Origin of the sequence: Solicola gregarius (assembly GCF_025790165.1) — a bacterium.
Lineage (GTDB): Bacteria > Actinomycetota > Actinomycetes > Propionibacteriales > Nocardioidaceae > Solicola > Solicola gregarius.
Genome location: NZ_CP094970.1, coordinates 675,306 through 699,975, shown reverse-complemented (window position 1 = coordinate 699,975; position 24,670 = coordinate 675,306). Strand labels below are relative to the sequence as shown.

Here is a 24,670-nt window from a genome sequence, read left to right as displayed (position 1 = left end):
CGCGTCGAGTTGACGCCGCACGCGCGGCGGGGCAACGTTCCGTTCATGTCGGAACTTCTCGAGCCGTCGGTGCACCGCCTGCTCGCGTACGCGACGGAGTCCGATCTGCCGGCCTGGACCCCGTGGCCGATGCCGTCGGGCTGGGCCGTGAGCGGAATCGGTCACGGGATCGACGGCGCGAGCGTCGTCGCCTGCAGCGGGCCCGCCCTGATCGACGGGCTCGCGGACATCTTCGTCATCAGCGAGGAGCCGGGTGGCTCGTTCGGTCCGTCTGCGGTCGGCGCGACGTACGCGGGCGGCGGGCTCGCCCCGGAACGCCAGGTCGCCGACGTCCACATCACCGTCGACGACCGGCGCGCCCCGATGTGGCGGGTCGAGAGCGCGTCCGACCGCGACGTACTCCTCGGCGAGGCCGCCGGCCGGTGGCTGTGGCTCGTGATGTTCCCCGACACGACCTCGCTGATCGTCAGCGACGACTTCCGGCTCACCGCACTGTCGGACCTCGTGGGTGAGCTCGATCTGATCCCCGTCACGGGCCTGACGTCGAGGCGACCGTGGTGAGCGGGATCGATCTGCACACGCACTCGTCGCGATCCGATGGCACCGACAGCCCCGCCGAGCTGGTGGGTAAGGCGAACGCGGCCGGCCTCGACGTCGTCGCACTCACCGACCACGACTCGACGGCCGGGTGGGCGGAGGCCGCAGCCGCGGCCGATGACGTCGACGTCACGCTCGTCCGCGGGCTCGAGATCTCGTGCGAGTACGAGGGCTCGAGCGTGCACCTGCTCGCGTACGAGCCCGACCCCACGCACGTGCGGTTGCTCGACGAGCTGGCGCGGGTGCTCGACGGACGCAACCGGCGCCTGCCGCGCACGATCGAGTGCCTCAATGCAGCTGGCTTCGAGATCACCGTCGCCGACGTCGAAGCGGTGGCCGGAAACGCCGTCGCGACCGGACGGCCCCATGTCGCGGATGCGATGGTTGCGCGCGGGTATGTCGCCAATCGCGACGAGGCGTTCGACCGATTCCTCAAGGCCGGCCGTCCCGCGTACGTCCGTCGGTACGTCGCGGACCTCGTCACGATGATCGGGCTGGTCGTCGATGCGGGCGGTGTCACGGTCATCGCACATCCGTGGGGACGCGGCGCGGGCCGGGCGCTCGACCGCGACGCGATCGCCGGGCTCCGCGATGTCGGCCTGCGCGGCATCGAGGTCGACCACAACGACCACCCCGCTGCCGTACGCGAGCGGCTGCGAGGCATCGCCCGCGACCTGGACCTGATCGTCACCGGCTCCAGCGACTACCACGGCAACGGCAAGATCGGGTTCGACCTCGGCTGCAACACGACCGCGCCGCGGGAGTACGAACGGCTCCGCGCGCTGATCACCACCTCTTAGTCACGCGGTCGCGTCGTCCTGGAGCGGCGCTGGTCGATGACCCCGAGCAGGGTGATCGCCGTCAGCGCGACCCCGAGTACGCCGGCGGCGACGAACGCCCAGACGGAGTTGCGGACCCGTGCGTTGTTGGCGACCGCGCAGTCGTTGTTGATGCCGCGGGTGATTGTCAGGGCGCGTGCCGCGGGGAAGTCCTCGCCCATCGCTTCCTCGACGAGCTCACGTTCGACGGCATCGAGCGCGCCCTCGCCCGAGCTCACCTCGAACTGCACCGGTGCACTGCCCTCCTCGGCGAGCCTGGTGTGCGCGGCGGCCTCGCCGGGTCCCTTGCAGGTGACCTCGACGGTGTCGCCGTCGTCGGAGACGTCGTCGTACGTCAGGGACGCACCGGTCACCGAGAGCCAGATCGCGACGATGAAGGCAACGGCGCAAGCAGTGCCCAGGAGCCACTGAGCGACGGCCGGCCTCGGCCAGTTCAGGCTCACGTCATCGTCCATCGGTCAGCTCCTGGTGATCTCTGCGACGGCCGCCACGGGTGGGGACGAAGGCGAATGCGAGGAGGACCATGCCGGCCGCGAGCGCGCCCGCGACCAGCCAGACCAGCGTGACGATGCGGTCGTCGCGGGCGGCCTCGCAGGCGGCGATCTCGACCTCGGAGGTATCGGGAGCCTGGGCGGTTTCCTTGGCGATGGCGAGTGCCCAGTCGTTGTACGCTTCGTCGCCGTCGAGCTGGACACCCCCGCCGGACACCTCGAAGCTCGTCGGCGCCGTGCCGCACCTGAACTCCACATCGTGGGTCAGGCCCGCGGTGTCCGCGGCCGGGAACGTGAACGTCACGTCCGCCGACGACCGGTTGATCGCGAGGACGCCGAACACGACCACCGCGAGAGCGGCCAGCAGCCGCATCCCGACTATGAACATCACTCGCATCGTGGACCTTGCTCCGCTCGGGTCGGTTGTCATTCGCGGCGTAGGAGAACGGGTGTCAGGAGTGCCAGGAGCGCGACGACGATCGCGCCGCCCAGTACCCGTACCGCCACGTTCGTCCGATCCGAACGGGCGGCCGCGCAGTCGGCATTGATGCCGCGGTAAACCTGATCGGGATCGGCCTTCCGCTCGCTCGCGTCCTCGGTCACACGGTCGAGCGAGTCCTCGCCTCGGGTCACCTCATAGCGCCCACGTACGAACTCACCGGCGTCGAGGAGCGGCGCGTCGGCGATGGCACCCGTACGCTCGGACGAGCCGTCCGACACGTCGTCGACGCACCTGACCTGGATTTCTCGTGCCTCCTCGGTGATGTCCGAGGAGTAGGTGAGCTCCGGATCGTTGAGCGTCAGGGCGATGGCGATGCACGCCAGGACGCCACTCAGCGCGGCGAGGCCGCTTCGCACGATGGTCGACATGGACGCGATGCTCGGACGTTCGGGCACATCAGCTCCGGATCTTTGCCAGCGGTGGCGGAATCGCCACGCGCATCCTATTGATCCCCGTCGAGCTCGGGTGGTTCATTGTTCCGCGATCGCGCGATCGAGAGCCAGGCGAAGCCGATCGCCAGGGTGACGCCCAGTGCCAGTACCCATACGGTGTGGCGCAGGCGCGCCGTGTCGGCGCGGGCACAGTCGGAGTTGATGCCCCGTGATGCGGCGAACACGTCGCTGTTCGCGGCCTGCTGCTTGGCCTCGTACTCCTGCCAGGCATCGAAGACATCGTTGCCGTCGGCGATCTCGTAGTTGAGCGGCATGCTGGCGGGGTCGGCCAGCTGCGGACGGTCCACCACCGCTCCGCTGGTGGAGCACTTCACCGTGACCTCTTCCTCGAAGTCCGGCGGGATCGACTTGTAGGTCAGCGACGGTTGGGCTACCGAGAGCACGACCGCGATGATCACGGCGATGGCGCATGCGCCGCCGAGTACCCACTGGCAGATCAAGAAGCCCTTGTCGGAAAGGCCCGCCGGCGGCCCTGGTGGTTGCTGCTCGGTCGATTGTTCGCTCATGGTCGTATGCACCCCTTCGCCTCGTATTCCGAATCGTCGCCGGTGCGGCTGTCGATCCACTGTCAGATCGCTGACACAGGGCCGCGGCGTCGACGCGGCTCGGGCACAATGGGGCGATGACTCGGACGCTGGCGGTCGCGAACCAGAAGGGTGGCGTCGCGAAGACGACGACGGTCGCGTCGCTCGGAGTGGCATTGCGCGAGCTCGGCAGGCGCGTCCTGCTCGTCGACCTCGACCCGCAGGCGTGCCTGACGTTCTCGCTGGGCATCGACCCCGAGGATCTCGACGTCTCGATCCACCAGGTTCTCGTACGCGAGCGGGAGCCGTCCGACGTCTGCGTGTGCACTGACGAGGGCGTCGACCTGCTCCCCGCCACCATCGAGCTCGCCGCCGCCGAAGCGGCGCTGCTCACGCGTACCGGCCGCGAGCACGCGGTCCGCAGGGCACTCGACGGGTTCGCTGCCGACTACGACTGGGTGCTGCTGGACTGCCCGCCGTCGCTCGGACTCCTCACGGTCGGCGCGCTCTCGGCCGCCGACGAGGTACTGATCCCTTTGCAGTGCGAGACGCTGTCGCATCGAGGCGTCGGTCAGCTGCTCGATACGGTGCACGACGTACGCCAGTTCACCAACCCGCGGCTCGGCGTACTCGGGCTGCTGCCGACGTTGTACGACGGTCGAACCAAGCATGCGAAGGCAGTGCTCGACACGATCAGCGAGACGTACGACCTCGCGGTGCTCGGACCGCCGATACCGAAGACGATCCGGTTCGCCGAGGCGCCCGCGCTCGGGCGCTCGATCCTCGGCACCTCCACGTCGCATCGGGGCGCGGCCGCGTACCGCGAGGTCGCGGCCGGCCTCGATCGGGCCGCGCAGCCGTCGCCCTGAGCGACGCGCAGTCGCCCCGCGATCGGCCGGTACGACCGCTGCCGGACTAGTGCCCTGCGTTCGAAATACCTTGACGTCTTTCGTCGCCCAGGCGGCGCCCCGCGGCGTCCTCGTCGTCGGAAATAGGACCGATTATGACTGTCCTCCTCGTCCTTGCGGATGCATCCACCTGAACGACGCCTTCCGTAAAGCCATTTCAAACGCAGGGCACTAGCATGGGGGCATGGCCAGCCATCGCCGTCCGTCGTCGCGCCGTCGCGTACCGCGCGGTTGGCGCCGGACCATCGTGCACGGCGCGCGTGCCGGGATGCTGCTGGCGGCCATGCTGACGACCTGCATGGTCGGCGTTGCGGCGATCGATCCCGGTGAAGGGGCCCTGTCGGGGGCGCAGGCAGACGATCGCGACGATCGCGACGACACCGCGTCGCCTCCGCTGTTCCGTGGCCTCGCCGCGCTGCACACCAGGGTCCGTCGTGCGCTCGATGCGGCGGACGCGGACCGGCGTCCCGCTCGTGCCGAGATCCCCGCCCGTTCGGGCAGCGGGCGCCGGGTCGTCTTCGACATGTCGGCGCAGCGGGTATGGATCGTCGGACCCGACGGTCAGGCTCGCTCGACGTACCCGGTCTCCGGCAGTCGCTCGGACAACCTGAAGCCCGGTCGTTATCGCGTGTTCTCCCGCTCACGCTGGGCGGTCGGGTTCGACCGACACAGCACCATGCAGTACTTCGTGCGCTTCGCACACGGCAAGAACTCCACCATCGGCTTCCACGACATCCCGGTCGACCACTCGGGCAGGCGGGTTCAGTCGTACGCCGCGCTCGGCACTCCACGGTCGGCGGGATGCATCCGCCAGCACCGGCCCGATGCGAAACGGATGTGGCGCTTCGCGGCGATCGACACCAGGGTCGTCGTCGTGGCCTGAGGCCGGGCTCAGACCTCGCCGGCGCCCTCGTCCTCGTCCTCGTTCGCGAACAGCGTCGCGACCCAGCCGATGACGGGGGTCAGCAGACCCGCCAGCACGAAGATCGCCAGGAATCCGTCGCTACGGTCGCGTGAGTACGCCACGGCCGCGAGGAGTGCACTCACCGCGCCTGCGCCCACGAACCCCACGGCCGCCGCCGGAAACGTCTCGGGCGGGTGAGCCGACCCGGCGCGGTGCGCGAGCAGCGCGAGCCCGACGATGCCCCAGGCGATCGCGACGCACAGGTACGGCACCCAGTACGAATGTTCGAGCATGTCCCTCCTCCGGCGGCCTGCGAGCCGGGCCACAGAGTAGTGCACCGGCGGCCCGCCGGGGAGAGATGTCGCTTAACCTCTCAGCTCGTCGACTCGGTGGATCCGCTCGACGAGCTGCTCGCGTTCGTAGAGCTGTCGGCGTTGGGCCTGCGCCGACGCCGTCTGCGGCGCGGCCGCGCACCGGCATCGCCGGAGTCCTGATCACCGGTCGCGTTCGGCGACGCGGCGCCGTCGGCACTGGATGCATCGACCGGCTTGCCGCCCCGAGTACGCGTGCGCTCGCGACCGCTCCGCTTGCGCGGCGGCCGGGCGGCGGACTTGCCTCCGGAGGGCTCCGACGGAGCGGCCGGTGGCTTCAGCCGTCCGGTCGCGCCGGGCGGGATGCCCATGTCGTGGTACAGCATCTCCGACGTCGAGTACGTCTCGACCGGATCGTCGAACGGCAGGTCGTGCGCAGTGTTGATCGTCTTCCAGCGCGCGAGATCCGCCCAGTCGACCAGGGTGACGGCGATGCCCGTCGCGCCGGCGCGGCCCGTACGGCCGATGCGGTGGAGATACACCTTCTCGTCCTCGGGACAGCTGTAGTTGATCACGTGCGAGACGCTCTCGACGTCGATGCCGCGGGCGGCGACGTCGGTCGCGACGAGGATCTCGACGGTGCCTTCCCGGAAGCGCTTGAGGGCCTTCTCGCGCGAGACCTGTGCCATGTCGCCGTGCAGGGGCGAGGTCGGGAAGCCGCGCTCGGTCAGGTCGTCGGCGACACGCTGGGCCGCCCGCTTCGTACGGGTGAAGATGATCACCCGGGACCGGTCCTCTGCCTGCAGGATCCGGGCGACGACCTCGGGCTTGTCGAGATCGTGCGTGCGGTAGACGAACTGCGCGGTCGCCGGAACCGTCTGGCTGTCGGCCGACGACTCGGCCCGGATGTTGACCGGGTGGCGCATATGGGTACGCGCGAGCGACACGATCGCACTCGGCATGGTGGCCGAGAACAGCATCGTCTGGCGCAGCTCGGGCGTCTTGGCGATCAGTTTCTCGACGTCGGGCAGGAAGCCGAGGTCGAGCATCTCGTCGGCCTCGTCGAGGACGAGCGACTTGACGTGGCTGAGGTCGAGCGACCTGCGGTTCGCGAGGTCGAGCAACCGGCCGGGCGTACCGATGACGATGTCGACACCCGACTGCAGCATCTCGAGCTGGGGCTCGTAGGGCACGCCGCCGTAAACCGTCAGGACGCGCAGGCCGCGCTTCTTGCTTGCGGTCGAGAGGTCGCCCGAGACCTGTATAGCGAGCTCGCGCGTCGGCGCGATGACGAGTGCCTGCGCGCGCCCGGGGGCGACGAGCTCGTCGTAGTCGGGGTCGTGCGGCGCAACGGTGCGCTGGACAACTGGGATACCGAAGGCGAGGGTCTTCCCGGTGCCGGTACGGGCCTGGCCGATCAGGTCGGTGCCGAGAAGTGCGATCGACAGCGTCATCTCCTGGATCGGAAATGGAGTCGTGATACCGACCTCGGACAGCGAGTCGGCGATCTCGGGAAGCACGCCTAGGTCAGAGAAGGTGGTCAGGGTTTTCTCGATTTCATTGACGATGGGTCCGTTGCAGTGTATCGGTGCGGACAGTGGCTACGCTGCGCACATGGCAGATGACCCGCAAGAGCCCGCCGCCGAACCCGCGAAGTCGCCCATCTCGGCGTTCTCCGACCCGACGTACCGCACCGGTGTCGTCGAGCTGCTGGGCGTGCTGGCGCTCGGTGAGATAACGGCGTTCGAGCGGCTCGCCGAGGATGCGAAGATGGCGCCGACCATGGCCGACAAGGCCGAGCTGAGCTCGATGGCGACCGTCGAGTTCGGGCACTACGTCTCGCTTCGCGACCGGCTCGTCGAGCTCGGCGCCGACCCGTACGCGGCGATGGAGCCGTTCGAGGAGTCGTTCGAGCGGTTCCATCGCAACACCGCGCCGTCGGACTGGTTGGAGAGCCTGGTCAAGGCGTACGTCGGTGACGGCCTGGCGGCCGACTTCTACCGCGAGATCGCGACGTACCTCGACCCGGACACCCGCGAGCTGATCATGTCGGCGCTGGCCGACTCGGGGCAGTCGGAGTTCGCCGTCGAGCGGGTACGTACCGCGATCGAGGCCGAGCCGCGCAGCGGCGGCCGGCTCGCGTTGTGGGGGCGGCGGCTGATGGGCGAGGCGCTGAGCCAGGCGCAGCTGGTCGCCGCGGAGCACGACGGGCTGACCGCGGTGCTCGTCGGCGGCGCCGACCGGCCGGGGATGGACCTCGCCGGGATCGGCCGGATGTTCGCCCGGCTCACCGAGAACCACGCCAAGCGGATGGCCAGCCTCGGCCTCGCCAGCTGACCCCCATCCAAGAGCGCTGAGACGTCACTCCCGCACCACTGAGTCGTCACCTCTGGCCGTGCGAAGGTGACGACTCAGTGGTGCGGGAGTGACGTCTCAGCGTTTGTGGTTACTCGCCGAAGCCGACCCGGCGGCCGTCCTCGGCGTCGAACTCGATGTACGCGATGCGCGCGATCGGGATGGCGACGACGCGACCGCGATCATCGCTCAGCTCGAGCAGCTCGTCTCCGCTCGTGGCCGCTCGTACGGCGGCGAGCACCTCGTCGCGACTCTGTGCCGCGTCGATGGTGATCTCGCGCGGGGCATGCTGGACCCCGATCCTTACCTCCACAATGTGTCTACCTCTCTGCGTGGGTTGATGGCTGACCCGCTGACGCGGCTCAGGAGCTCGCGTCGTCGGTGAGCGGGATGCCGCTGATTCCGCGCCAGCCGAGCCGGCTGACGAGATCGACGGCTTCGTCCTTACTCAACGTACGTGCATTGTCGAGCCAGTAGCGGGCCCCGATCTGGGCCATCCCGACCAGGCTGACCGCGAGCAGCTCCGAGGCCACCGTCGACAGGCCGGTGTCCCCGCGGATGACGGTCGCCACCGCACGGGCGGTCTCGGAGGTCATCCGGTCGATCCGCGCGCGTACGCCCGGATCGCTGGTCAGGTCGGACTCGAACACCAGCCGGAACGCGGCCTCGGACGTCGAGACGTAGCTGTACAGCACGTCGACGGTCGCCTGCATGCGCGCCTTGTTGTCCTCGGTCGCCGCCAGCGCGTCGTCGACGCCGGCGACGATCGTGTCGACGCTGCTGTCGAGCAGCGCGAGGTACAGCTCCAGCTTGCTCGGGAAGTGCTGGTAGAGCACGGGCTTGGAAACCCCTGCCTCGTCGGCGATGTCGTCCATCGACGCCGCGTGGTAGCCGCGCTCGACGAAGACGTCGAGGGCCGCCCCGAGCAGCTGCGTACGGCGTGCGCTGCGCGGCAGCCTGCCCCCACGCGGCCGATCGCTGGTGGACGCCTCAGCCATGTTCGATCCTCTCAGCGCGCTCTCCCCGTCACTCCGCGTGCGATCCTACCGGGGCGGTTCGCGCGTACGACGGCTGCCGCATGCCGTGCCAGCATCTGGACGGCGGCGAGGGGCTGCGCGTGCGGCTGCCACCATGGAGTTGTTCCGACGACGAACGGGACCGGGGAACAACCCGCAGCCGCATCGGTGTTGTTCGGATGGAGCGCTTTCAAGAACTGGCGCCAGAGAAGCCAAGAGGAGTCATCGTGGCACTACCGCCGCTCGTTGAGCCCGCACCGGAGCTCACCATCGACGAGGTTCGCCGCTACAGCCGGCACCTGATCATCCCCGACGTCGGTATGACCGGCCAGAAGCGGCTGAAGAACGCGAAGGTCCTGGTCATCGGGGCCGGTGGCCTCGGCAGCCCGGCGCTGCTCTATCTCGCCGCCGCGGGCGTCGGCACGCTCGGCATCGTCGAGTTCGACGAGGTCGACGAGTCGAACCTGCAGCGCCAGGTGATCCACGGCCAGAGCGACATCGGCAAGCACAAGGGCGAGTCGGCGAAGGAGTCGATCCTCGAGGTCAACCCGTACGTGAACGTGGTGCTGCACTCGGAGCGTCTCGAGAACGACAACGCGCTCGACATCTTCGCGCAGTACGACCTCATCCTCGACGGCACCGACAACTTCGCCACCCGCTACCTCGTCAACGATGCCGCGGTGCTGACCGGCAAGCCGTACGTGTGGGGTTCGATCTACCGCTTCGAGGGCCAGGTCAGCGTGTTCTGGGCCGAGCACGGCCCGCAGTACCGCGATCTCTACCCCGAGGCGCCGCCGCCCGGTATGGTGCCGTCGTGCGCGGAGGGTGGCGTGCTCGGCGTACTCTGCGCGTCGATCGGGTCGGTGATGGTGACCGAAGCGATCAAGCTGATCACGGGCATCGGAGAGCCGCTCATCGGCCGGCTGATGGTGTACGACGCGCTCGAGATGTCGTACAACACCCTGAACATCCGCAAGGACCCCAACGGCGAGCCCATCACGGAGCTGATCGACTACGAGGCGTTCTGCGGCGCGGTCAGCGACGAGGCGGCGGAGGCCGCGGCCGGGTCGACCATCTCGGTGACGCAGCTCGACTCGATGCTCAAGGAGCGCGGCGAGGGTACGCGCGACTTCATGCTGGTCGACGTGCGCGAGCCGAACGAGTACGAGATCAACAGCATCCCCGGTGCGGTGCTGATCCCGAAGGGCGAGTTCCTCAGCGGCAACGCGCTGGAGCAGCTGCCGCAGGACAAGCAGGTGGTGCTGCACTGCAAGTCGGGTGCGCGGTCGGCCGAGTGCCTCGTGGTGCTCAAGGGCGCCGGGTTCGACGACGCGGTGCACGTCGGCGGCGGTGTGGTCGCCTGGGTCAACCAGATCGACCCGTCCCAACCGTCCTACTGACGGCCCGATGCCGCCCGCCGAGGAGTACGTCGAGCGGGTGCTGTCGATCGTCGAGGAGATCCCGACCGGCCGGGTGATGTCGTACGGCGCGATCGCGGACCTGATCGGCAGCGGCGGCCCTCGCCAGGTCGGCGCCGTGATGGCGCTGTATGGCGGCGGGGTGCCGTGGTGGCGGGTCGTGCGCGCCGACGGCACGCTGCCGGACTCCCATGGTGACCGGGCGCGCCAGGCGTACCTCGAGGAGGAGACGCCCCTGCGCGGCGACCTGCTCGCCCGTCCGCGGGTCGACATGCGCCGCGCCCTCTGGTCCCCCCAACCACGGTGAGGAGAGAATCCTGGCCCTGTGAGGAGAGAGTTTCGGTGCACCGAAACTCTCTCCTCATAGGGCCAGGATTCTCTCCTCACCGTTCTTCGGGCGTAACCGATCGGTGAGTCGCGCGTTGGTACCTGCAGCGGTGCAATTCGGAAGACTTGCGGCGCACGGCACCCGTCTCGGGGGTGTGGCCTGGCCTGCCGATGGACGGCGGCGGGCCAGGCCACACCGGTGTCTCACAGTCCGGGGCGCGGTGGCTCTCACGGGTTAGGGCCACCGCCTCCGCCCCACCCGGCGGCTACGCCGCTTCGCGTACGCGCCGGGCCAGGCTCGCCAGAGCGGCCGGGAAGATCTCGGCGGGCGGGTTGACCAGACCGGCACCGACCTGCCCGACGCCCGCGACCCGACCGGCCATCCCGGTGTTGATCTGCGGCAGGATCCCGGTGCGGCACACCCGGCTCACATCGATACCGGTCGGTGCACCGCGGAAGTCGAGCACCGGGATCGTCCAGCGCGGGTTCTCGGTCAGCGTGATCTCGCCCATGCGCCGGGTGGTGGCGAGCGCATCGGGCACCGTGCCGCCGACGAACCGGACGATCGCGGGTGCGGTCGCCATCGAGAAGCCGCCGATGCCGGCGGTCTCGGTGATCGCCGAGTCGCCGATGTCCGGGTTGGCGTCATCCGGCCCGTAGTCCCCGAGGTACAGGCCGTCGGCGATCTGGGCCGGGCCGGTGAACCACTCGTCGCCGGTGCCCGCGGTCTGGATGCCGAAGTCGGTGCCGTTGCGGGCCATCGCGACGACCATCGTCGAACCGTCGATCCCGCGGGCAGCATCGAGCGCGAGCTTGCAGGCGGGCATGGCGAGGTTGAGGAAGAAGTGGTCGTTGCCGCCGATGAACCGCAGTGCCGCGCCGATGTCGCCGGCGGTGGCGTCGGACTCGACCATCGCCGGCGCGAGGTCGCGCATCAGCATCAGGGTGCCCGCTCGGTTGCGGTTGTGCGCCTCGTCGCCCATCTGCAGCATCTGCGTCAGGATGCCGGTCACGTCGACCGGGTCGCCTGCGCGTACGGCCGACGCGAGCAGCGGACCGAGGACGGCCGACATCCAGCGCAGGCGGTCGAGCACCTCGGGGGAGTACGCGCCGTACCGCAGCACCTTGCCGAGGCCCTCGTTCAACGAGCAGTACGTGCGCCGGCCGGTGCTCGGATCTTCGAGCACGAACATCCACATCGACGGCGACACGACGCCGGCCATCGGGCCGACCGCGGAGCGATGATGGCATGGCGTGAGCGAGACCGACGTACCCGAGGCGAACAATGCAGCGGCGTCCTCGGGGTCGTCGACGAGGCCCTCGAGCGCGGCCGCGCCCATCAGGGCGCCGCGCATCGGACCGGCCGTGCGCTCCCAGTCGATCGGCGGCCCCGCATGCAGGAACTCGCCGCGTTCGAGGCCGAGCACCTCCGACGCCGGCGCCACGTCGACCAGCATCGCCTGCACGTCGAGCATCGCCCGAGCGGCGCGCGCGTTGGCGTCACGGCGGCGCGGATCGGTCGCGACGGTCGCGAGGTCGGCGGCGGTGCCGTCCATCGGCGGTTGCCAGTCGACCCTGGTCACCTCGACGGCCTGTGCGTCGAGCGCGTCGGCGAGCAGGCCTGCGCCTGCCGCGGCGATCGGGTCGGTCATCGTGAACCTCCGGTGAGCGCGACGGCCCGGCGTACCGCCTGGGCGTTGGACAAGAAGACCTCGGCGCCGGCCTCGGCGAGGGCGGCGGCCTGTCGGCCGAGAACCTGCGGGTCGGCCTCGGTGCCGACACAGGCCACGACGACCGGTGCGCCGGCGACCTGGCGAATCGCGGGCGCCAGCGTTGCCGCGGGGTCGGCGTCTGCTCCGTGTCCGAGCACCACGTCGAGCAGGACGACGCCCGTCTGCGGGTCGGCCGCGGTACGCGTGAGGTAGTCGAGGCGTAGCGTCGGGTCGATCATCGGATGCGCGCGTCCCGCGGTCATCGAGTCGTCGCCGAAGTCGATCATCAGATGGGCATCGGCGGTCATCGACGCATCGAGCGCGTACGCCGGATCGAGCGGGATGTTGCTGCGGATCGGGCCGAGCTCCTCGGCCGCGAGGAGCATCGCCTCGTCGCACATGGTGCCGCCGACGAACAGGCCACGCAGGAAGCCCGTCGCGCGCGCCTCGGCGGCCGACCCCCAGTGCGGCCAACCGGGCACCGTGCGGTCGAGCGTCGCGAGCACTGACTCGGCGGCCTCGGTGATATCGGGCTGACCCGCGCCGAGCAGGGCGAACTGAACCGGTGTCTCGAGGGTGCCCGCGAACTCGCGGAGCGCGGCGGCGACGTCGTCGGCCGGCGGCTTGGAGACGATCACGATCAGCTCGACCGACGGGTCTGCATCGAGCCGTCGGAGCGCTTGGCGGGTTGCCAGGCCGCCGACGGAGGAGCCGAGGTCGCGTCCGCCGACGCCGAGCGCGGCGGCAACGCCGACACCGGCGGCGTCGAGCAGGCACATCAGCTGCTGGCACCCCGTACCCGAGGCGGCGACGATGCCGACCGGGCCGGGTGAGACGGCGTTGGCGAACCCGAGTCCGACGCCGTCGACCATCGCCGTGCCGCAGTCCGGCCCCATCACGAGCAGGTCGCGATCACCGGCGATCGTCTTGAGCGCAACCTCCTCTGCCACGGGAACGTTGTCGCTGAAGATCATCACGTCGCGACCGGCATCGAGGGCGTCCATCGCCTCCACCGTCGCGGACGCACCGGGCACCGAGACCAGCGCGAGCGACGCATCGCCACGCGTGAGTGCGGAGGCGGTCGTACGCGGCGCGACCTCCGCGTCGGCCCCGCCACCCGACCGGCCTCGCGACGCGGCAGACAGGGCTGCGTCGACTGCCGCGACCGCGGACGCGACGACATCGGCGGACTCGACCCGCAACGCGACCACCATGTCGTTGGGCGTGGTCGTGCCGATCTCGAAGCCCATCGACGAGAGCAGGCCGAGGTTCAGCGGCGTGGCCATGGCGACCTGCGCGGCTTTCACGCCGGGCGTCGCCGCGACGTCCTTGCTCACCTGGAGCAGCGCGACCGAGTCGGCGTACGCCCCGGCGCGTACCTCGACGTGCGTCACGTCGTCGGGTGGGGGACTGGTCATCGACCTCTCCTGACATCGGCGTACGAGGGGACTGTTGCGGGTTGGTCGGCACGGTCGCCGAGTGCGAGTGAGCACCCGAGCAGCAGACCTGCGCCGGAGGTGTGGCCGACTGCGAACAGCGCGTCGACGGCGTCGCGGATCGCGGGGGCGGCCGCCGTGGGGGCGCGCAGTGAAAGCAGGAGTCGACGGAACGCGGGGATGACGTCACCCGCACACGCGCGGTCGAGCAGTGTCGCCGAGAGGCTCGTCGTCGAGGGCACCGCATTCGCCTCGATCGAGCGGATCAGCGGAACCGACGGTGTCGAGATGCTGTGCCGGGTGGCGACCCAGCCGCACAGTACGTCGTCGCCGACCGGGGTGAGTCCGCTGCCGCGTCCGAGCAGGGCGGGTACGGCAGCCGGGTCGGCGTCGCGCAGTGCGCTCAGTGCCGCGGCGGGAAGCTCGGCGCGGACAGCGGCGAGCCGGTTGCCGCACGCCGCCGCGAGCGCGATCGCCGTCGTCGAGCAGGTGTTGAGGCGCGGGACCGACATGTCGACGAGGCGGCCGACCCGTACGGTCATTCCGGTCAGCTCGACCCGGCCGTCACCTATCTGCGCGTACGTGTCGGCCGACGGCAGCTCGCGCAGTGTCGTCTGTAGTCCGCACGGCACGGCGACCGCGGTCCGGCTGAGTATTCCGATGCACGCGCCGTTGTCGTCGAGGTAGAGAGAGTCTCGACCCGCGTGGACGGCCCTCGCCTCGCGCTTCGGTCCGGCGAGTCGCTCTCGTACCCATCCGGGCGCGGCGGCGGCGACCTCGGTACGCGTCACGGTGGCGCCTCTCTCGCATCGACGTCGGGCGGAAATGGCGATCTGTTCCTGGACACTAACCGCGTCAGGTACCGTCTGCCGATGGTGAGTGTTGCCAACACTGCGGGACCGGAGGCGCAAGAGTTGATAACAGCGACGTACGGGGTTCCGCTGCGCGACGTGCTCGACGTCGAGTGTCTGACGGGCACGGTCGTCCTCGCGGGGCGCACCGGCCTGGGCCGGGCCGTGACGCGCGTCAACGTGATGGAAGTGCCCGACGTCGTCGACTGGGTCAAGCCGCACGAGCTGCTGGTGACGACCGGGTTCCCGATCGTCTCGTCGGTACGCGACGAGGCGGGCCGCTCCGAGGCGTTCGTCCGACTGGTCCGAGACCTGCGCGAACGCGAGGTCGCGGCCCTCGGCGTGAAGGTCGGCCGCTACCTCGACGAGGTGCCAGCGGCGGCCGTCGCCGCGGCCGACGAGATCGGGTTGCCGTTGCTCAGCCTGCCGGGCGAGCTCGCGTACGACGACCTGCTGCAGCAGGTGCACGCCCGCCTCAACGAGGTGCAGACCGGTGTCCTCGAAGCGCATCGACGCGCTGCACACCGCGCTGACCCACCTGGTGCTCGAGGGTGGCGACCTCGAGCAGATCGCCGCCGAGGTCGCGCGCGTCCTCGCCGTCGGCGTGCTGTTCTGCTCGACCGACGGGCGCGAGCGCGCGGCCGCCATGCCCGACGAGCTGCGCGAGACACTCGCCGACGCCGATCTCTTCGACCCGACCGGGCGGTTCCGCGTCGAGCGAGCGAGCCGACGCCCCTTGCCCGTCGGCGAGGGGCAGGTACGCCTGCAGCCGGTCGTCGCCGGCGGCAGCGACCTCGCCCGGATGGTCTGCTTCGTCCCGGATCGCGAGCCCACGCCCGATGACGTGTACGCGCTCGAGCGTGCGGCGACCGTCGCGGCGCTGCTGATCACCCGCGAGCAGGCGGTGAGCGCGGTCGAGAGCAAGTACCGCGGCGACTTCCTCCGGGACGTCTTCGTCGGCCGCGCCGGCGAGCCCGAGTACGTCGTCGAGCACGGTGCGGCGCTCGGCTGGAACCTCGACCGGCCGGCCCTGGTCATCGCGGCCGAGCTCGACCCGCCCGGACCCGACGAGGCGGTCTCGAGCAGGATCCGCCGGTCGTGGCAGGAGCGGTTCTTCGCGGCATGGCGGCAGGTGACCGAGTCGTACGACCGGACGGTGCCGACCGTCGAGTTCTCCGCAGAGGTGGTCACGCTGCTGCCGGTCCCCGACCACGACGAGGATCCCGAGCGGGGCTACGCCGAGGCGCGCGCGACGCTTCGGCGGTTGGTGACCGATGTGTCGGGTGACAAGGGTGGCGGGCGCCGGCCGTTCTCGGTCGGGGTGAGCCGGGTCGTCCGCTCGATCGGAGGGCTCCCCGACGGGTACGCGCAGGCGCGGCGAGCGACCGAGGTGGGCCGCCGGATGAACGGCGGCGGCTCGACGACGCACTTCGACCAGCTCGGCATCCACCGGCTGATCGCGCTCATCCCCGACGACCGGGAGCTGCAGGCGTTCGCGGCCGAGGTCCTCGGCGAGCTCGCCGAGGACACCGACGAGGCACGCGACCTACGTACGACCCTGCAGATCCTGCTCGACACGAACCTCAACGTCGCCGAGGCGGCGCGGGTGCAGTTCTTCCACTACAACACGATGCGCTACCGGATCAGCAAGCTGGAGCGCATCCTCGGACCGTTCAGCGCCGATCCCCATCTGCGGCTGAACATCGCGGTTGCGCTCCAGGTGCTGCAGGTGCGGGCGTAGCCGACGAATAGACATTTGTCAGGCCAGGGCATGACAAATGTCTATTCGTCCGAGGGCTACAGCCCGGGAAAGCGCTGCAGGTGCCACACGTGCCAGCCACCGATCTTGCTCGCCTTGCGGCTGTTCTTGTACCAGTGCGGGCTCCGCTTGACCTGCTTCCAATGACCTGCCGTCCACGCGTACCGGACGTCGTGGCCCTTGAACTCGACGCCGTCACCGTTGCGGGAGGCGACGCGCTGGGTCATCGTGATGCGTCCGTTCGGGCTGACGTTGCGGTTCCAGCCCGCGTACGCCATCAGCGACGAGTCGATCGCCCACCGGTCGCTGCCGTACGCGCCGACGGCGGGACTCTTCTCCATGACGAGGCGCCCCTTGCGGAAGGTCAGCATGGTGTAGAACGGCGTGTGCGCACCCATCAGCGAGCCGACCAGCAGCTCCGCGCCGGGACGGCCGTCGATCCACGCGGCGCCTCCCCAGTCACCGCCCTTCCACCAGTAGCGGACGTTCACGGTGTGGCGCAGCGAGCGGCCACGCACGGTGCGTACGCGGATCTCAACGCGGTTCTTGCCGAGCTGGTGCCAGCCGACCTGGTCGGCGCGGCGATCGCCGTCGACGTCGATGGTGGCGACCCGATGGCAGGACGAAACGCCTGCACACACGCCGTTTCTCGCCGGCGAAGGCGAGCCCGAGGCGACGGTGGGTGCGGCGATGGTGGTGCCGGTCAGGGCGAGCGCAGCTGCGACCGTCCAAGCCGGCTTGACGAAGGTGTTCACGATGCCCCCGGGCATGCGTCGATGGACGTTGGTCGTACCCAAGGACGTCCGACCCCGCGCGGACGTTGTACGCCATCGGTATCGATTCGGTCTCGGATTCGCCATGCAACGTCTGCCAGCAGTCTTCGGGACCGTTTGGCAATAGTCGCCCGTGCTGGCCTGTGACACGGCACACTAAGGTCGGCCCAACGGGGCTCTAGCGCACCCCTCCTGAGGAGACACAGATGTCGATGTTCAGCTGGAAGGTCGTCCACGGCGGCAAGACGCCGCCGCCGGGTCAGGCGGTCGGACCCCAGGAGCGGCTGAGCTGGCCGCGCACGATCGGGCTCGGTGCCCAGCACGTCGTCGCCATGTTCGGCGCGACGTTCGTCTTCCCGATCGTGATGGGTCTCGACCCCAACCTCGCGATCCTGTTCTCGGGTCTGTGCACGATCCTGTTCCTGGTCATCGTCAACGGGCGGGTGCCGAGCTACCTCGGTACGAGTGCCTCGTTCGTCGCGGGCGTGACCGCCATTCGAGCGCAGGGCGGTGACTCCGCCGATGTCACCGGCGCGATCTTGGTCTCGGGCCTCATCCTCGCCGCGGTCGGTGTCCTGGTGCACTTCGCGGGCGCGGACCTGCTCAAGAAGGTGCTGCCGCCGGCCGTGACCGGCGCCGTCGTGATGCTGATCGGCTTCAACCTCGCTCCCGTCGTCGCACAGACGTACTGGCCGCAGGACCAGTGGATCGGCCTGCTCACGACGGTCTTCCTGGTGTGTGCGGCAGTGCTGCTGCCCGGCTTCTGGGCGCGCATCGCGGTGTTCCTGGCGCTCGTGTTCGGCTACGTGCTCTCGTGGCTGTCCGACCTGATGTTCGGCGAGATCACCTCAGTGCTGCCGACGAGCAACGGCGAAGCAGTGCCGCACGATCGGATCGACCTCGCCGGCCTCGGCGACGCCAAGTGGATCGGCCTGCCGACGGGCGACCTCGCCGACGGCGTCTCCGCGATCCACTCGCCGAGCTTCTCGCTGACGTTCATCCTGCTCGTCATCCCCGGCGTCATCGCGCTCATCGCCGAGAACACCGGCCACGTACGCGCCGTCGCCGAGATGACCGGCGAAGACCTCGACCCGTACATGGGCCGTGCGCTGGGCGCCGACGGTGTCGCCACCGCGTTCGCGAGCGCGTTCGGCGCCTCACCGACCACGACGTACGCCGAGAACATCGGCGTCATGTCCGCCACCCGGATCTACTCGACGGCGGCGTACTACGTCGCGGCGGTCTGCGCGATCATCCTCGGCCTCTGCCCGAAGTTCGGCGTGATCATCAATGCGATCCCGGGCGGGGTGCTCGGCGGAATCACCGTCGTCCTCTACGGCATGATCGGCCTGATCGGCGCGAAGATCTGGGTCGACAACGGTGTCGACTTCGGCAACCCCGCCAACATGGTGCCGCTCGCTGCCGGTCTGATCGCGGGCATCGGCGGTGTGACACTGGAGATCACCGACGACTTCGAGCTGGGCGGCATCGCCTTCGGCACGATCCTGACGATCGTCCTCTACCACCTGGTGAAGGGTCGTGCGCAGCCCACTGACATCACCGAGGTGAAACAGGCACCGTGAAGCCCGCACCGTTCTCGTACCGCCGACCGACGACGCTCGACGAGGCGCTCACGACGTACGCCGGCGAGCCCGATGCCAAGGTACTCGCCGGCGGACAGAGCCTCATTCCGCTGCTCTCGATGCGGCTCGCGGCACCGTCGATGCTGATCGACATCAACGGCATCGCCGAGCTCGACCGCCTCGAGGTCGACGCGGCCGGGGTACGGTTCGGCGCGAACGTACGCCACGCGCGGCTGCTCGCCGATGTCGATGCCGGACGCGTGCAGCCGCTGCTTGCGAAGGCCCTCGGGTACGTCGCTCATCCGACGATCCGCAACCGCGGTACGACGCTCGGCTCGATCGTGCACGCCGACGCGTCGGCCGAGATGCCGGTGGTGCTCGCGCTGCTCGACGGCACGGTCACGGCGGCGTCGGCGGCCGGCACTCGCACCATCTCCGCGCGCGAGCTGTTCGTCGGCCCGCTCGAAACCTCGTTGAGGCCTGGTGAGATCGCGACGGATGCGTACGTACCGGCGCTCGCCGCCAACACGGGTGTCGGGTTCACCGAGATCGCCCGCAGGCATGGCGACTACGCGCTCTGCGGGGTCGCCGCGCTGGTCGCGACAGACCACACCGGCGCGATCACCGCGGTACGTACGGGCTATCTCTCGGTGTGCGATACGCCGACGGTCGTCGACGTATCGGAGGTGTTCATGGACGGCTCGTTCACCGACCGAGCGGTCGACGACGCCGCCGAGCTCGCGCTCGGGTCGCTCGAGCCGGAGACCGACATCCACGCCTCCGCCGACTACCGGCGCCAGCTCGCTCGGGTGCTCACGACGCGGGCGGTACGCGAGGCACACGACGACTGCCTCGCGCGAAGGACAGGAGTCAGCGCATGACCGCAACCACCGAAGAGACGTACGACGTGCGGCTCCGCGTCAACGGCATGGCGTACGACGTGACGGTGCCGGCCCGGCGACTGCTGAGCGATGCACTGCGTCATGACCTCGGGTTGACGGGCACACACGTCGGCTGCGAGCACGGTGTGTGTGGTGCCTGCACGATTCTCGTCGACGGTGAGCCGATGCGGGCGTGCCTGCTGTTGGCCGTCGCGGCGCAGGAGTACGAGATCACCACCGTGGAAGGGCTCACGAACGCCGACGGCTCGCTCGGTCCGGTGCAGCAGGCGTTCAAGGATTGTCACGGACTGCAGTGCGGCTTCTGCACGCCGGGCTTCCTCACCACGATCACGGCAGGCATCAAGGAGAACCCCGAGCCGACCGATGACGACGCGCGCGAGATGATCGCCGGCAACCTCTGCCGCTGCACGGGCTACCAGAACATCGTCAAGGCCGTGACCCGCGCGGCCGAGATCGCTCGCGACGACGCGCCGGGGAGCGCGCAATGACGACGAAGCTGTTCGGCGAGAAGGTCGCCCGCGTCGAAGACGACCGCTTCCTGCGCGGCAACGGCCGCTACACCGATGACCTGATGCCCGACGCGCTGCACGCGGCAGTCCTGCGCAGCCCACACGCGCACGCGCGCATCGCCGATATCGACGTCGATGCGGTGCTCGACGTCGAGGGCGTCCTCGCCGTCTACACGTACGACGACCTGACGGGCCCGCTCGCCGAGCCCCTGCCGTTGCTGATCCCGCATCCCACGTTGACGCATGGGCGTACGCAGTACGCGCTCGCCAAGGAGGAGGTCAACTACGTCGGTGAGGCGATCGCCTTCGTCGTCGCGGTCGACCGCTACGTCGCCGAAGACGCCGTCTCCCGCATCCAGGTGGAGTACGAGTTCCTGCCCCCCGTCGTCGGTGTCGAGGCGGCACGCGCTGCCGAGAACCTCGTACACGATGAGGTTCCGGGCAACGTCGCCGCGCACATGGAGCAGTCCGCGGGCAATGCCGAGCAGGCGATCGCCGACGCTCCGCACACCCTGAGCATCGACCTCGAGGTCGAGCGCAGCGCGTCGATGCCGCTGGAGGGTCGCGGCACCGTCGCCCGCTGGGACACCGACACCCAGCGCATGCAGGTGTGGACGTCCACCCAGACGTCCACCGGCGTACGCGCCGCCGTCGCCAACAAGCTCGAGCTCGACCTCGGCCAGGTCGACGTGATGACCCCCGACGTCGGCGGCGGGTTCGGTGTCAAGATCGTGCACCCGTGGCCGGAGGAGGTGCTCGTACCCCTTGCGGCGCGGGCGCTCGGGCGGCCGGTGAAGTTCACCGAGGACCGCCGCGAGCACTTCATCTCCTCCGCGCACGAGCGCGGCCAGCTGCAGCACATCGACGTCGGCTTCGACGACGACGGCAGGTTGCTCGGCCTCTCGGTGCGGTTCTGGCACGACAACGGCGCGTACACGCCGTACGGACTGATCGTCCCGATCATCACCTCGACGCAGCTCCTCGGTCCGTACAAGCCACAGAACTACTCCGTCGTGTTCGACAGCCTCTACACCAACACCGTCATCGTCACGCCGTACCGCGGCGCCGGCCGGCCGCAGGGCGTGTACGCGATGGAGCGCACGATGGACGCCATCGCCGCGTACCTCGGCAAAGACCGTGCGGAGGTACGTGCCGCCAACTTCATCCAGCCCGACGAGTTCCCGTACGACCACGGGTTGTTGTTTCAGGACGGCCGCCCGCTCGTCTACGACTCCGGCGACTATCCAGCCTCGCTCGAGAAGCTCCGCGACCTGATCGGCTGGGACGACTTCGAGAAGGTACGCGACGAGGCGCGCGCCGAAGGCCGCAACGTCGGCATCGGCATGGCCTGCTACGTCGAGGGCACGGGAGTCGGGCCGTACGAGGGTGGGCACGTCCACATCGAGACGAGCGGCAAGGTCAAGGTGTCAACGGGCCTGACCACTCAGGGGCAGGGCCACCAGACGGCGTTCGCGCAGATCGTCGCCGACGAGCTCGGCGTACCTCTCGAGGACGTCGAGGTGGTCACGGGCGACACGCGGCGCTCGCCGTACTCCGTCGGTACGTTCGCCTCTCGCGCAGCGGTGATGAGCGGCTCGGCGATCGCGCTGGCAGCACGCAACGTACGCGCGAAGGCGCTGCGCATCGCCGCCGACGCACTCGAGGCCAACGTCGACGATCTCGAGATCACCGACGGCGTCGTACGGGTCAAGGGCGCGCCGAGCACCGAGATCGCACTCGGCACTGTCGCGGTGTTGTCGAACCCGTTGCGGTATGCGTTCGACGAGGCGTCCAAGGCCGCGACCCAGTTCGTGGTCGGCGACCCCGACAAGCCGCCGGTCGACGAGGACGACGAGCCCGGGCTCGAGGGCAAGGACTTCTACTCGCCGCCACGTTCGACGTTCGCGAGCGGCATGCACGCCGTGGTCGTCGAGACCGACCCCGAGACCGCGGAGATCAAGATCCTTCGCTATGCGGTCGTGCACGACTGCGGCAAGCTGATCAACCCGATGATCGTCGAGGGCCAGATCCACGGCGGTGTCGCGCAGGGGGTGGGCGGCGCGCTGTACGAGCGGATGGCATACGACGAGCACGGGCAGCTGCAGAACGCCTCGTTCATGGACTTCCTGATGCCGTACGTCACCGAGGTGCCGAAGACGATCGAGATCGACCATCTCGAGACTCCGTCGCCGCTCAACCCGCTCGGGCTCAAGGGTGCCGGCGAGGCCGGCGTCATCCCGTCTGCGGCGCTGTTCGCGTCGGCGATCGAGGATGCCGAGGGCATTCCGATCACCTCGATGCCCATCTCCCCGTCGGAGCTCTACGAGCTCCGGCTCCGTCACGCGAGAGTCCGTCCCGAGAGAAGTGAGCGTCCATGAAGGTAGCCGGTGAGGCAGTCCTCAACGCCCCCGTCGAGAAGGTGTGGAACGCCCTGCTCGACCCGCAGGTACTCGTCCGCACCATCCCCGGATGCGAGCGGCTGGAGACGACCGGCGACAACGCGTACGCCATGACGATCACCGCGGGAGTCGCGTCGATCAAGGGCACGTACGCGGGTACGTGTGAACTCAGCGATCTGAGGCCGCATGAGTCCCTGGTGATGCGTGCCGCCGGGTCCGGTGCGCCCGGCACCGTCTCGGCCGACGTCGCGGTCGGGTTCGCCGACGCCGGCGACGGCACCACGCGGCTGACGTACGCGGCCGATGCCGTCGTGGGAGGCATGGTCGGCGGGGTCGGCCAGCGGATGCTGACCTCGGTGAGCAAGCGGATGGCGGGCGAGTTCTTCGGGTCCGTCGACGATGTGCTCAACGGCGCGACGCCGGTCGAGGCTTCGGAGGCGGGGGAGCCGACCCCGCCTGTCGCCGGCCAGACCTTCACCGCGCCGGTGCGTACGGTCGTCGGCGCGCCCGACGAGTTCATCAAGGGTGTACTCCTCGGTGCCGGACTCGTGCTCGCGGGAGTCGTCGTCGGTGGGCTGTTCGGGCGTCGGCGTGGTTGACACCTTCGGCACTGCGCGCGGCATGGTGGTCGCCCTTCGTACGAAGCGGATCTCCGCGCGCGAGCTGCTCGACGCGCACCTCGACCGCATCGAGCAGGCCAACGAGCAGATCAACGCGATCGTCAGCCTCGATATGGAGCGCGCCCGCGCCGCTGCACGCGAGGCCGACGATCGGCTGGCGCGCGGCGATGACGTCGGCCCTCTGCACGGCTTGCCGTTCGCGTTCAAGGACACGCACGCGGTCGCCGGCTGGCGCACGACGTACGGCTCGCCGCTGATGGCCGACAACGTGCCCGAGCGCGACGACCTCGTCGTCGAGCGGGTACGCGCGGCGGGCGCGATCACGATCGGCAAGACGAACGTGCCGGAGTGGGCGGCCGGGTCGCATACGTTCAATCCGATCTTCGGCACGACGCACAACCCGTACGACCCGACTCGCTCGGCTGGTGGTTCGAGCGGTGGCGCGGCGGCCGCGCTCGCCGCGGGCATGGTGCCGCTCGCCGACGGCAGCGACATGGGCGGCTCGCTGCGCAACCCGGCGTCGTTCTGCAACGTCGTCGGCCTTCGGCCCAGCGCCGGCCGAGTTCCGACGTGGCCGGCCGCCAACGCCTGGGAGACGCTGTCGGTCGCCGGGCCGATGGCGCGCAACGTCGCCGACCTCGCACTCCTGCTGTCGGCGATGGCCGGTCCGACGACTCGCTCGCCCATCGCGCTCGAGACTCCGGGCGCGGAGCTCGCCGCGCCGTTCGACGGCGACCTGGGCGGCGTACGCGTGGCGCTGTCGACCGACCTCGGTGGTGCGTTCGACGTGGACGTGTCGGTGGCGGAGGTCGTCGACGCGCAGCGCTCCGTCTTCACCGGTGCGGGTGCATCGGTCGACGACGCTTACCCGGATCTCGCGGGTGCCGACGAGGTGTTCCGGACACTGCGCGCCTGGCAGTTCCAGTTCGCGCACGGGCGGGCGCTCGCCGAGAATCCCGACGGATTCAAGGCGTCGTTGGCCGACAACATTCGCGCGGGTGAGTCGCTGTCCGGTGCTGACGTCGCGCGCGCGTTCGGCCTGCGTACGCAGCTCTTCGAGCGCACCCGGGAATTCTTCGAGCGCTATGACGTACTGGCGATGCCGGTGAGCCAGGTGCCGCCGTTCCCGGCGGATCAGGAGTACCCCGACGCGATCAACGGACACGCGCAGGACACGTACCTCGACTGGATGCGGTCGGCGTACGTCATCACGGTGACCGGTTGCCCGGCGATCTCCGTGCCGGCCGGCTTCACCGACGAGGGCTGGCCGGTCGGTCTGCAGCTGGTCGCTCCGCCGCACGGAGAGCGTCGGCTGCTCGAGATCGCGCACGCGTACGAACAGCTCACCCAGGTGGGTGCGCGCCGCCCGCCGATCTGAGCCGCACCTGTCGCCGAGGTACGCCGTCCTGCCAATAGGAGCAGCCGCTATTGGCACGACGACGTACCTCGGCGACCCGGGCCGGCCTCACAGACGTACGCGCT

Annotated in this window: 26 protein-coding genes and 1 pseudogene; 15 read left to right on the top strand and 12 right to left on the bottom strand. The window is 69.6% G+C overall.

From position 1 onward, the window contains the following. Window positions 1-9 precede the first annotated feature (9 nt). The gene (locus L0C25_RS03520) at window positions 10-561 is read left to right on the top strand and encodes a DUF6758 family protein (protein ID WP_333908564.1); all 552 of its coding nucleotides are present in this window, start codon (window positions 10-12) and stop codon (window positions 559-561) included. Beyond that, window positions 558-1,397: a PHP domain-containing protein gene (locus tag L0C25_RS03515; RefSeq protein WP_271635002.1), complete on the top strand. Its 840-nt coding sequence runs from the start codon at window positions 558-560 to the stop codon at window positions 1,395-1,397. The genes L0C25_RS03520 and L0C25_RS03515 overlap by 4 nt, the downstream gene beginning before the upstream one ends. On the opposite strand, the gene L0C25_RS03510 is transcribed toward L0C25_RS03515, so the two are convergent. The 4 genes from L0C25_RS03510 to L0C25_RS03495 form a co-directional block, all read right to left on the bottom strand. Then, entirely contained in the window at window positions 1,394-1,891 is a 498-nt protein-coding gene (locus tag L0C25_RS03510; RefSeq protein WP_271635001.1) for a hypothetical protein, read from the bottom strand. The genes L0C25_RS03515 and L0C25_RS03510 overlap by 4 nt on opposite strands. Further along, window positions 1,881-2,315 (bottom strand): hypothetical protein, encoded by a 435-nt coding sequence (locus L0C25_RS03505; protein WP_271635000.1) that lies wholly within the window; start codon window positions 2,313-2,315, stop codon window positions 1,881-1,883. The genes L0C25_RS03510 and L0C25_RS03505 overlap by 11 nt, the downstream gene beginning before the upstream one ends. A gap of 38 nt (window positions 2,316-2,353) precedes the next feature. Then, a complete protein-coding gene (locus L0C25_RS03500) occupies window positions 2,354-2,797 on the bottom strand; it encodes a hypothetical protein (RefSeq protein ID WP_271634999.1) in 444 nt (147 codons plus the stop codon). Between the two features lie 74 nt (window positions 2,798-2,871). Next, complete coding sequence (locus tag L0C25_RS03495) at window positions 2,872-3,387, bottom strand: hypothetical protein (RefSeq protein ID WP_271634998.1); 516 nt, start codon at window positions 3,385-3,387, stop codon at window positions 2,872-2,874. 116 nt (window positions 3,388-3,503) lie between these two features. Here L0C25_RS03495 and L0C25_RS03490 point away from each other — a divergent pair, with 116 nt between their 5' ends. Together L0C25_RS03490 and L0C25_RS03485 are read left to right on the top strand one after the other, a co-directional pair. Further along, complete coding sequence (locus L0C25_RS03490) at window positions 3,504-4,274, top strand: ParA family protein (RefSeq protein ID WP_271634997.1); 771 nt, start codon at window positions 3,504-3,506, stop codon at window positions 4,272-4,274. Window positions 4,275-4,497: 223 nt separating this feature from the next. Next, window positions 4,498-5,196, top strand: a complete 699-nt coding sequence (locus tag L0C25_RS03485) for a L,D-transpeptidase (RefSeq protein WP_271634996.1) — start codon at window positions 4,498-4,500, stop codon at window positions 5,194-5,196. A gap of 8 nt (window positions 5,197-5,204) precedes the next feature. Here the strand turns inward: L0C25_RS03485 and L0C25_RS03480 are convergent, their stop codons facing one another. Together L0C25_RS03480 and L0C25_RS03475 are read right to left on the bottom strand one after the other, a co-directional pair. Next, window positions 5,205-5,510 carry a hypothetical protein gene (locus tag L0C25_RS03480; protein WP_271634995.1) on the bottom strand — a complete coding sequence of 102 codons (306 nt, stop codon included), beginning with the start codon at window positions 5,508-5,510 and terminating at the stop codon, window positions 5,205-5,207. Window positions 5,511-5,590: 80 nt separating this feature from the next. Continuing rightward, on the bottom strand, window positions 5,591-7,048 hold the full coding sequence (locus L0C25_RS03475; RefSeq protein ID WP_408641665.1) for a DEAD/DEAH box helicase: 1,458 nt from the start codon (window positions 7,046-7,048) through the stop codon (window positions 5,591-5,593). Between the two features lie 94 nt (window positions 7,049-7,142). On the opposite strand from L0C25_RS03475, the gene L0C25_RS03470 reads away from it, so the two are divergent. Continuing rightward, a complete protein-coding gene (locus L0C25_RS03470) occupies window positions 7,143-7,865 on the top strand; it encodes a ferritin-like fold-containing protein (protein ID WP_271634994.1) in 723 nt (240 codons plus the stop codon). Window positions 7,866-7,974: 109 nt separating this feature from the next. Here the strand turns inward: L0C25_RS03470 and L0C25_RS03465 are convergent, their stop codons facing one another. Beyond that, the gene (locus L0C25_RS03465; RefSeq protein WP_271634992.1) at window positions 7,975-8,196 is read right to left on the bottom strand and encodes a DUF3107 domain-containing protein; all 222 of its coding nucleotides are present in this window, start codon (window positions 8,194-8,196) and stop codon (window positions 7,975-7,977) included. 49 nt (window positions 8,197-8,245) lie between these two features. Beyond that, window positions 8,246-8,881, bottom strand: coding sequence for a TetR/AcrR family transcriptional regulator (locus L0C25_RS03460; protein WP_271634990.1), 636 nt, complete (start codon window positions 8,879-8,881; stop codon window positions 8,246-8,248). Window positions 8,882-9,126: 245 nt separating this feature from the next. On the opposite strand from L0C25_RS03460, the gene moeZ reads away from it, so the two are divergent. Both moeZ and L0C25_RS03450 read left to right on the top strand, forming a co-directional pair. Further along, window positions 9,127-10,299: an adenylyltransferase/sulfurtransferase MoeZ gene (gene moeZ / locus L0C25_RS03455; RefSeq protein ID WP_271634989.1), complete on the top strand. Its 1,173-nt coding sequence runs from the start codon at window positions 9,127-9,129 to the stop codon at window positions 10,297-10,299. Between the two features lie 7 nt (window positions 10,300-10,306). Further along, complete coding sequence (locus L0C25_RS03450; protein ID WP_271634988.1) at window positions 10,307-10,624, top strand: MGMT family protein; 318 nt, start codon at window positions 10,307-10,309, stop codon at window positions 10,622-10,624. A 286-nt stretch (window positions 10,625-10,910) separates the two neighbouring features. On the opposite strand, the gene L0C25_RS03445 is transcribed toward L0C25_RS03450, so the two are convergent. From L0C25_RS03445 to L0C25_RS24115, 3 genes are read right to left on the bottom strand one after another with little or no spacing between them, the layout of a single operon-like run. Then, entirely contained in the window at window positions 10,911-12,296 is a 1,386-nt protein-coding gene (locus L0C25_RS03445) for a YlbE family protein (RefSeq protein WP_271634987.1), read from the bottom strand. Continuing rightward, entirely contained in the window at window positions 12,293-13,774 is a 1,482-nt protein-coding gene (locus tag L0C25_RS03440; protein ID WP_271634986.1) for an FdrA family protein, read from the bottom strand. The genes L0C25_RS03445 and L0C25_RS03440 overlap by 4 nt, the downstream gene beginning before the upstream one ends. Next, the gene (locus L0C25_RS24115; RefSeq protein ID WP_408641690.1) at window positions 13,771-14,304 is read right to left on the bottom strand and encodes an oxamate carbamoyltransferase subunit AllH family protein; all 534 of its coding nucleotides are present in this window, start codon (window positions 14,302-14,304) and stop codon (window positions 13,771-13,773) included. The genes L0C25_RS03440 and L0C25_RS24115 overlap by 4 nt, the downstream gene beginning before the upstream one ends. Window positions 14,305-14,664: 360 nt before the next feature. On the opposite strand from L0C25_RS24115, the pseudogene L0C25_RS24110 reads away from it, so the two are divergent. Beyond that, window positions 14,665-15,060, top strand: a pseudogene (locus L0C25_RS24110) (PucR family transcriptional regulator ligand-binding domain-containing protein); the annotation flags it as partial. A gap of 76 nt (window positions 15,061-15,136) precedes the next feature. Continuing rightward, entirely contained in the window at window positions 15,137-16,384 is a 1,248-nt protein-coding gene (locus L0C25_RS03430; RefSeq protein WP_271634984.1) for a PucR family transcriptional regulator, read from the top strand. 56 nt (window positions 16,385-16,440) lie between these two features. On the opposite strand, the gene L0C25_RS03425 is transcribed toward L0C25_RS03430, so the two are convergent. Further along, window positions 16,441-17,172: a hypothetical protein gene (locus L0C25_RS03425; protein ID WP_271634983.1), complete on the bottom strand. Its 732-nt coding sequence runs from the start codon at window positions 17,170-17,172 to the stop codon at window positions 16,441-16,443. A 209-nt stretch (window positions 17,173-17,381) separates the two neighbouring features. On the opposite strand from L0C25_RS03425, the gene L0C25_RS03420 reads away from it, so the two are divergent. From L0C25_RS03420 to L0C25_RS03395, 6 genes are read left to right on the top strand one after another with little or no spacing between them, the layout of a single operon-like run. Then, the gene (locus tag L0C25_RS03420) at window positions 17,382-18,758 is read left to right on the top strand and encodes a uracil-xanthine permease family protein (RefSeq protein ID WP_271634982.1); all 1,377 of its coding nucleotides are present in this window, start codon (window positions 17,382-17,384) and stop codon (window positions 18,756-18,758) included. After that, window positions 18,755-19,639 carry an FAD binding domain-containing protein gene (locus tag L0C25_RS03415; RefSeq protein WP_271634981.1) on the top strand — a complete coding sequence of 295 codons (885 nt, stop codon included), beginning with the start codon at window positions 18,755-18,757 and terminating at the stop codon, window positions 19,637-19,639. The genes L0C25_RS03420 and L0C25_RS03415 overlap by 4 nt, the downstream gene beginning before the upstream one ends. Beyond that, on the top strand, window positions 19,636-20,148 hold the full coding sequence (locus L0C25_RS03410) for a (2Fe-2S)-binding protein (RefSeq protein WP_271634979.1): 513 nt from the start codon (window positions 19,636-19,638) through the stop codon (window positions 20,146-20,148). Before L0C25_RS03415 ends, L0C25_RS03410 begins: the two co-directional genes overlap by 4 nt. Next, entirely contained in the window at window positions 20,145-22,547 is a 2,403-nt protein-coding gene (cutA, locus tag L0C25_RS03405; protein WP_271634978.1) for an aerobic carbon-monoxide dehydrogenase large subunit, read from the top strand. Before L0C25_RS03410 ends, cutA begins: the two co-directional genes overlap by 4 nt. Beyond that, window positions 22,544-23,167 carry an SRPBCC family protein gene (locus L0C25_RS03400; protein ID WP_271634977.1) on the top strand — a complete coding sequence of 208 codons (624 nt, stop codon included), beginning with the start codon at window positions 22,544-22,546 and terminating at the stop codon, window positions 23,165-23,167. Before cutA ends, L0C25_RS03400 begins: the two co-directional genes overlap by 4 nt. Next, window positions 23,160-24,566, top strand: a complete 1,407-nt coding sequence (locus tag L0C25_RS03395) for an amidase (RefSeq protein WP_271634976.1) — start codon at window positions 23,160-23,162, stop codon at window positions 24,564-24,566. The genes L0C25_RS03400 and L0C25_RS03395 overlap by 8 nt, the downstream gene beginning before the upstream one ends. Window positions 24,567-24,670: the final 104 nt, after the last annotated feature.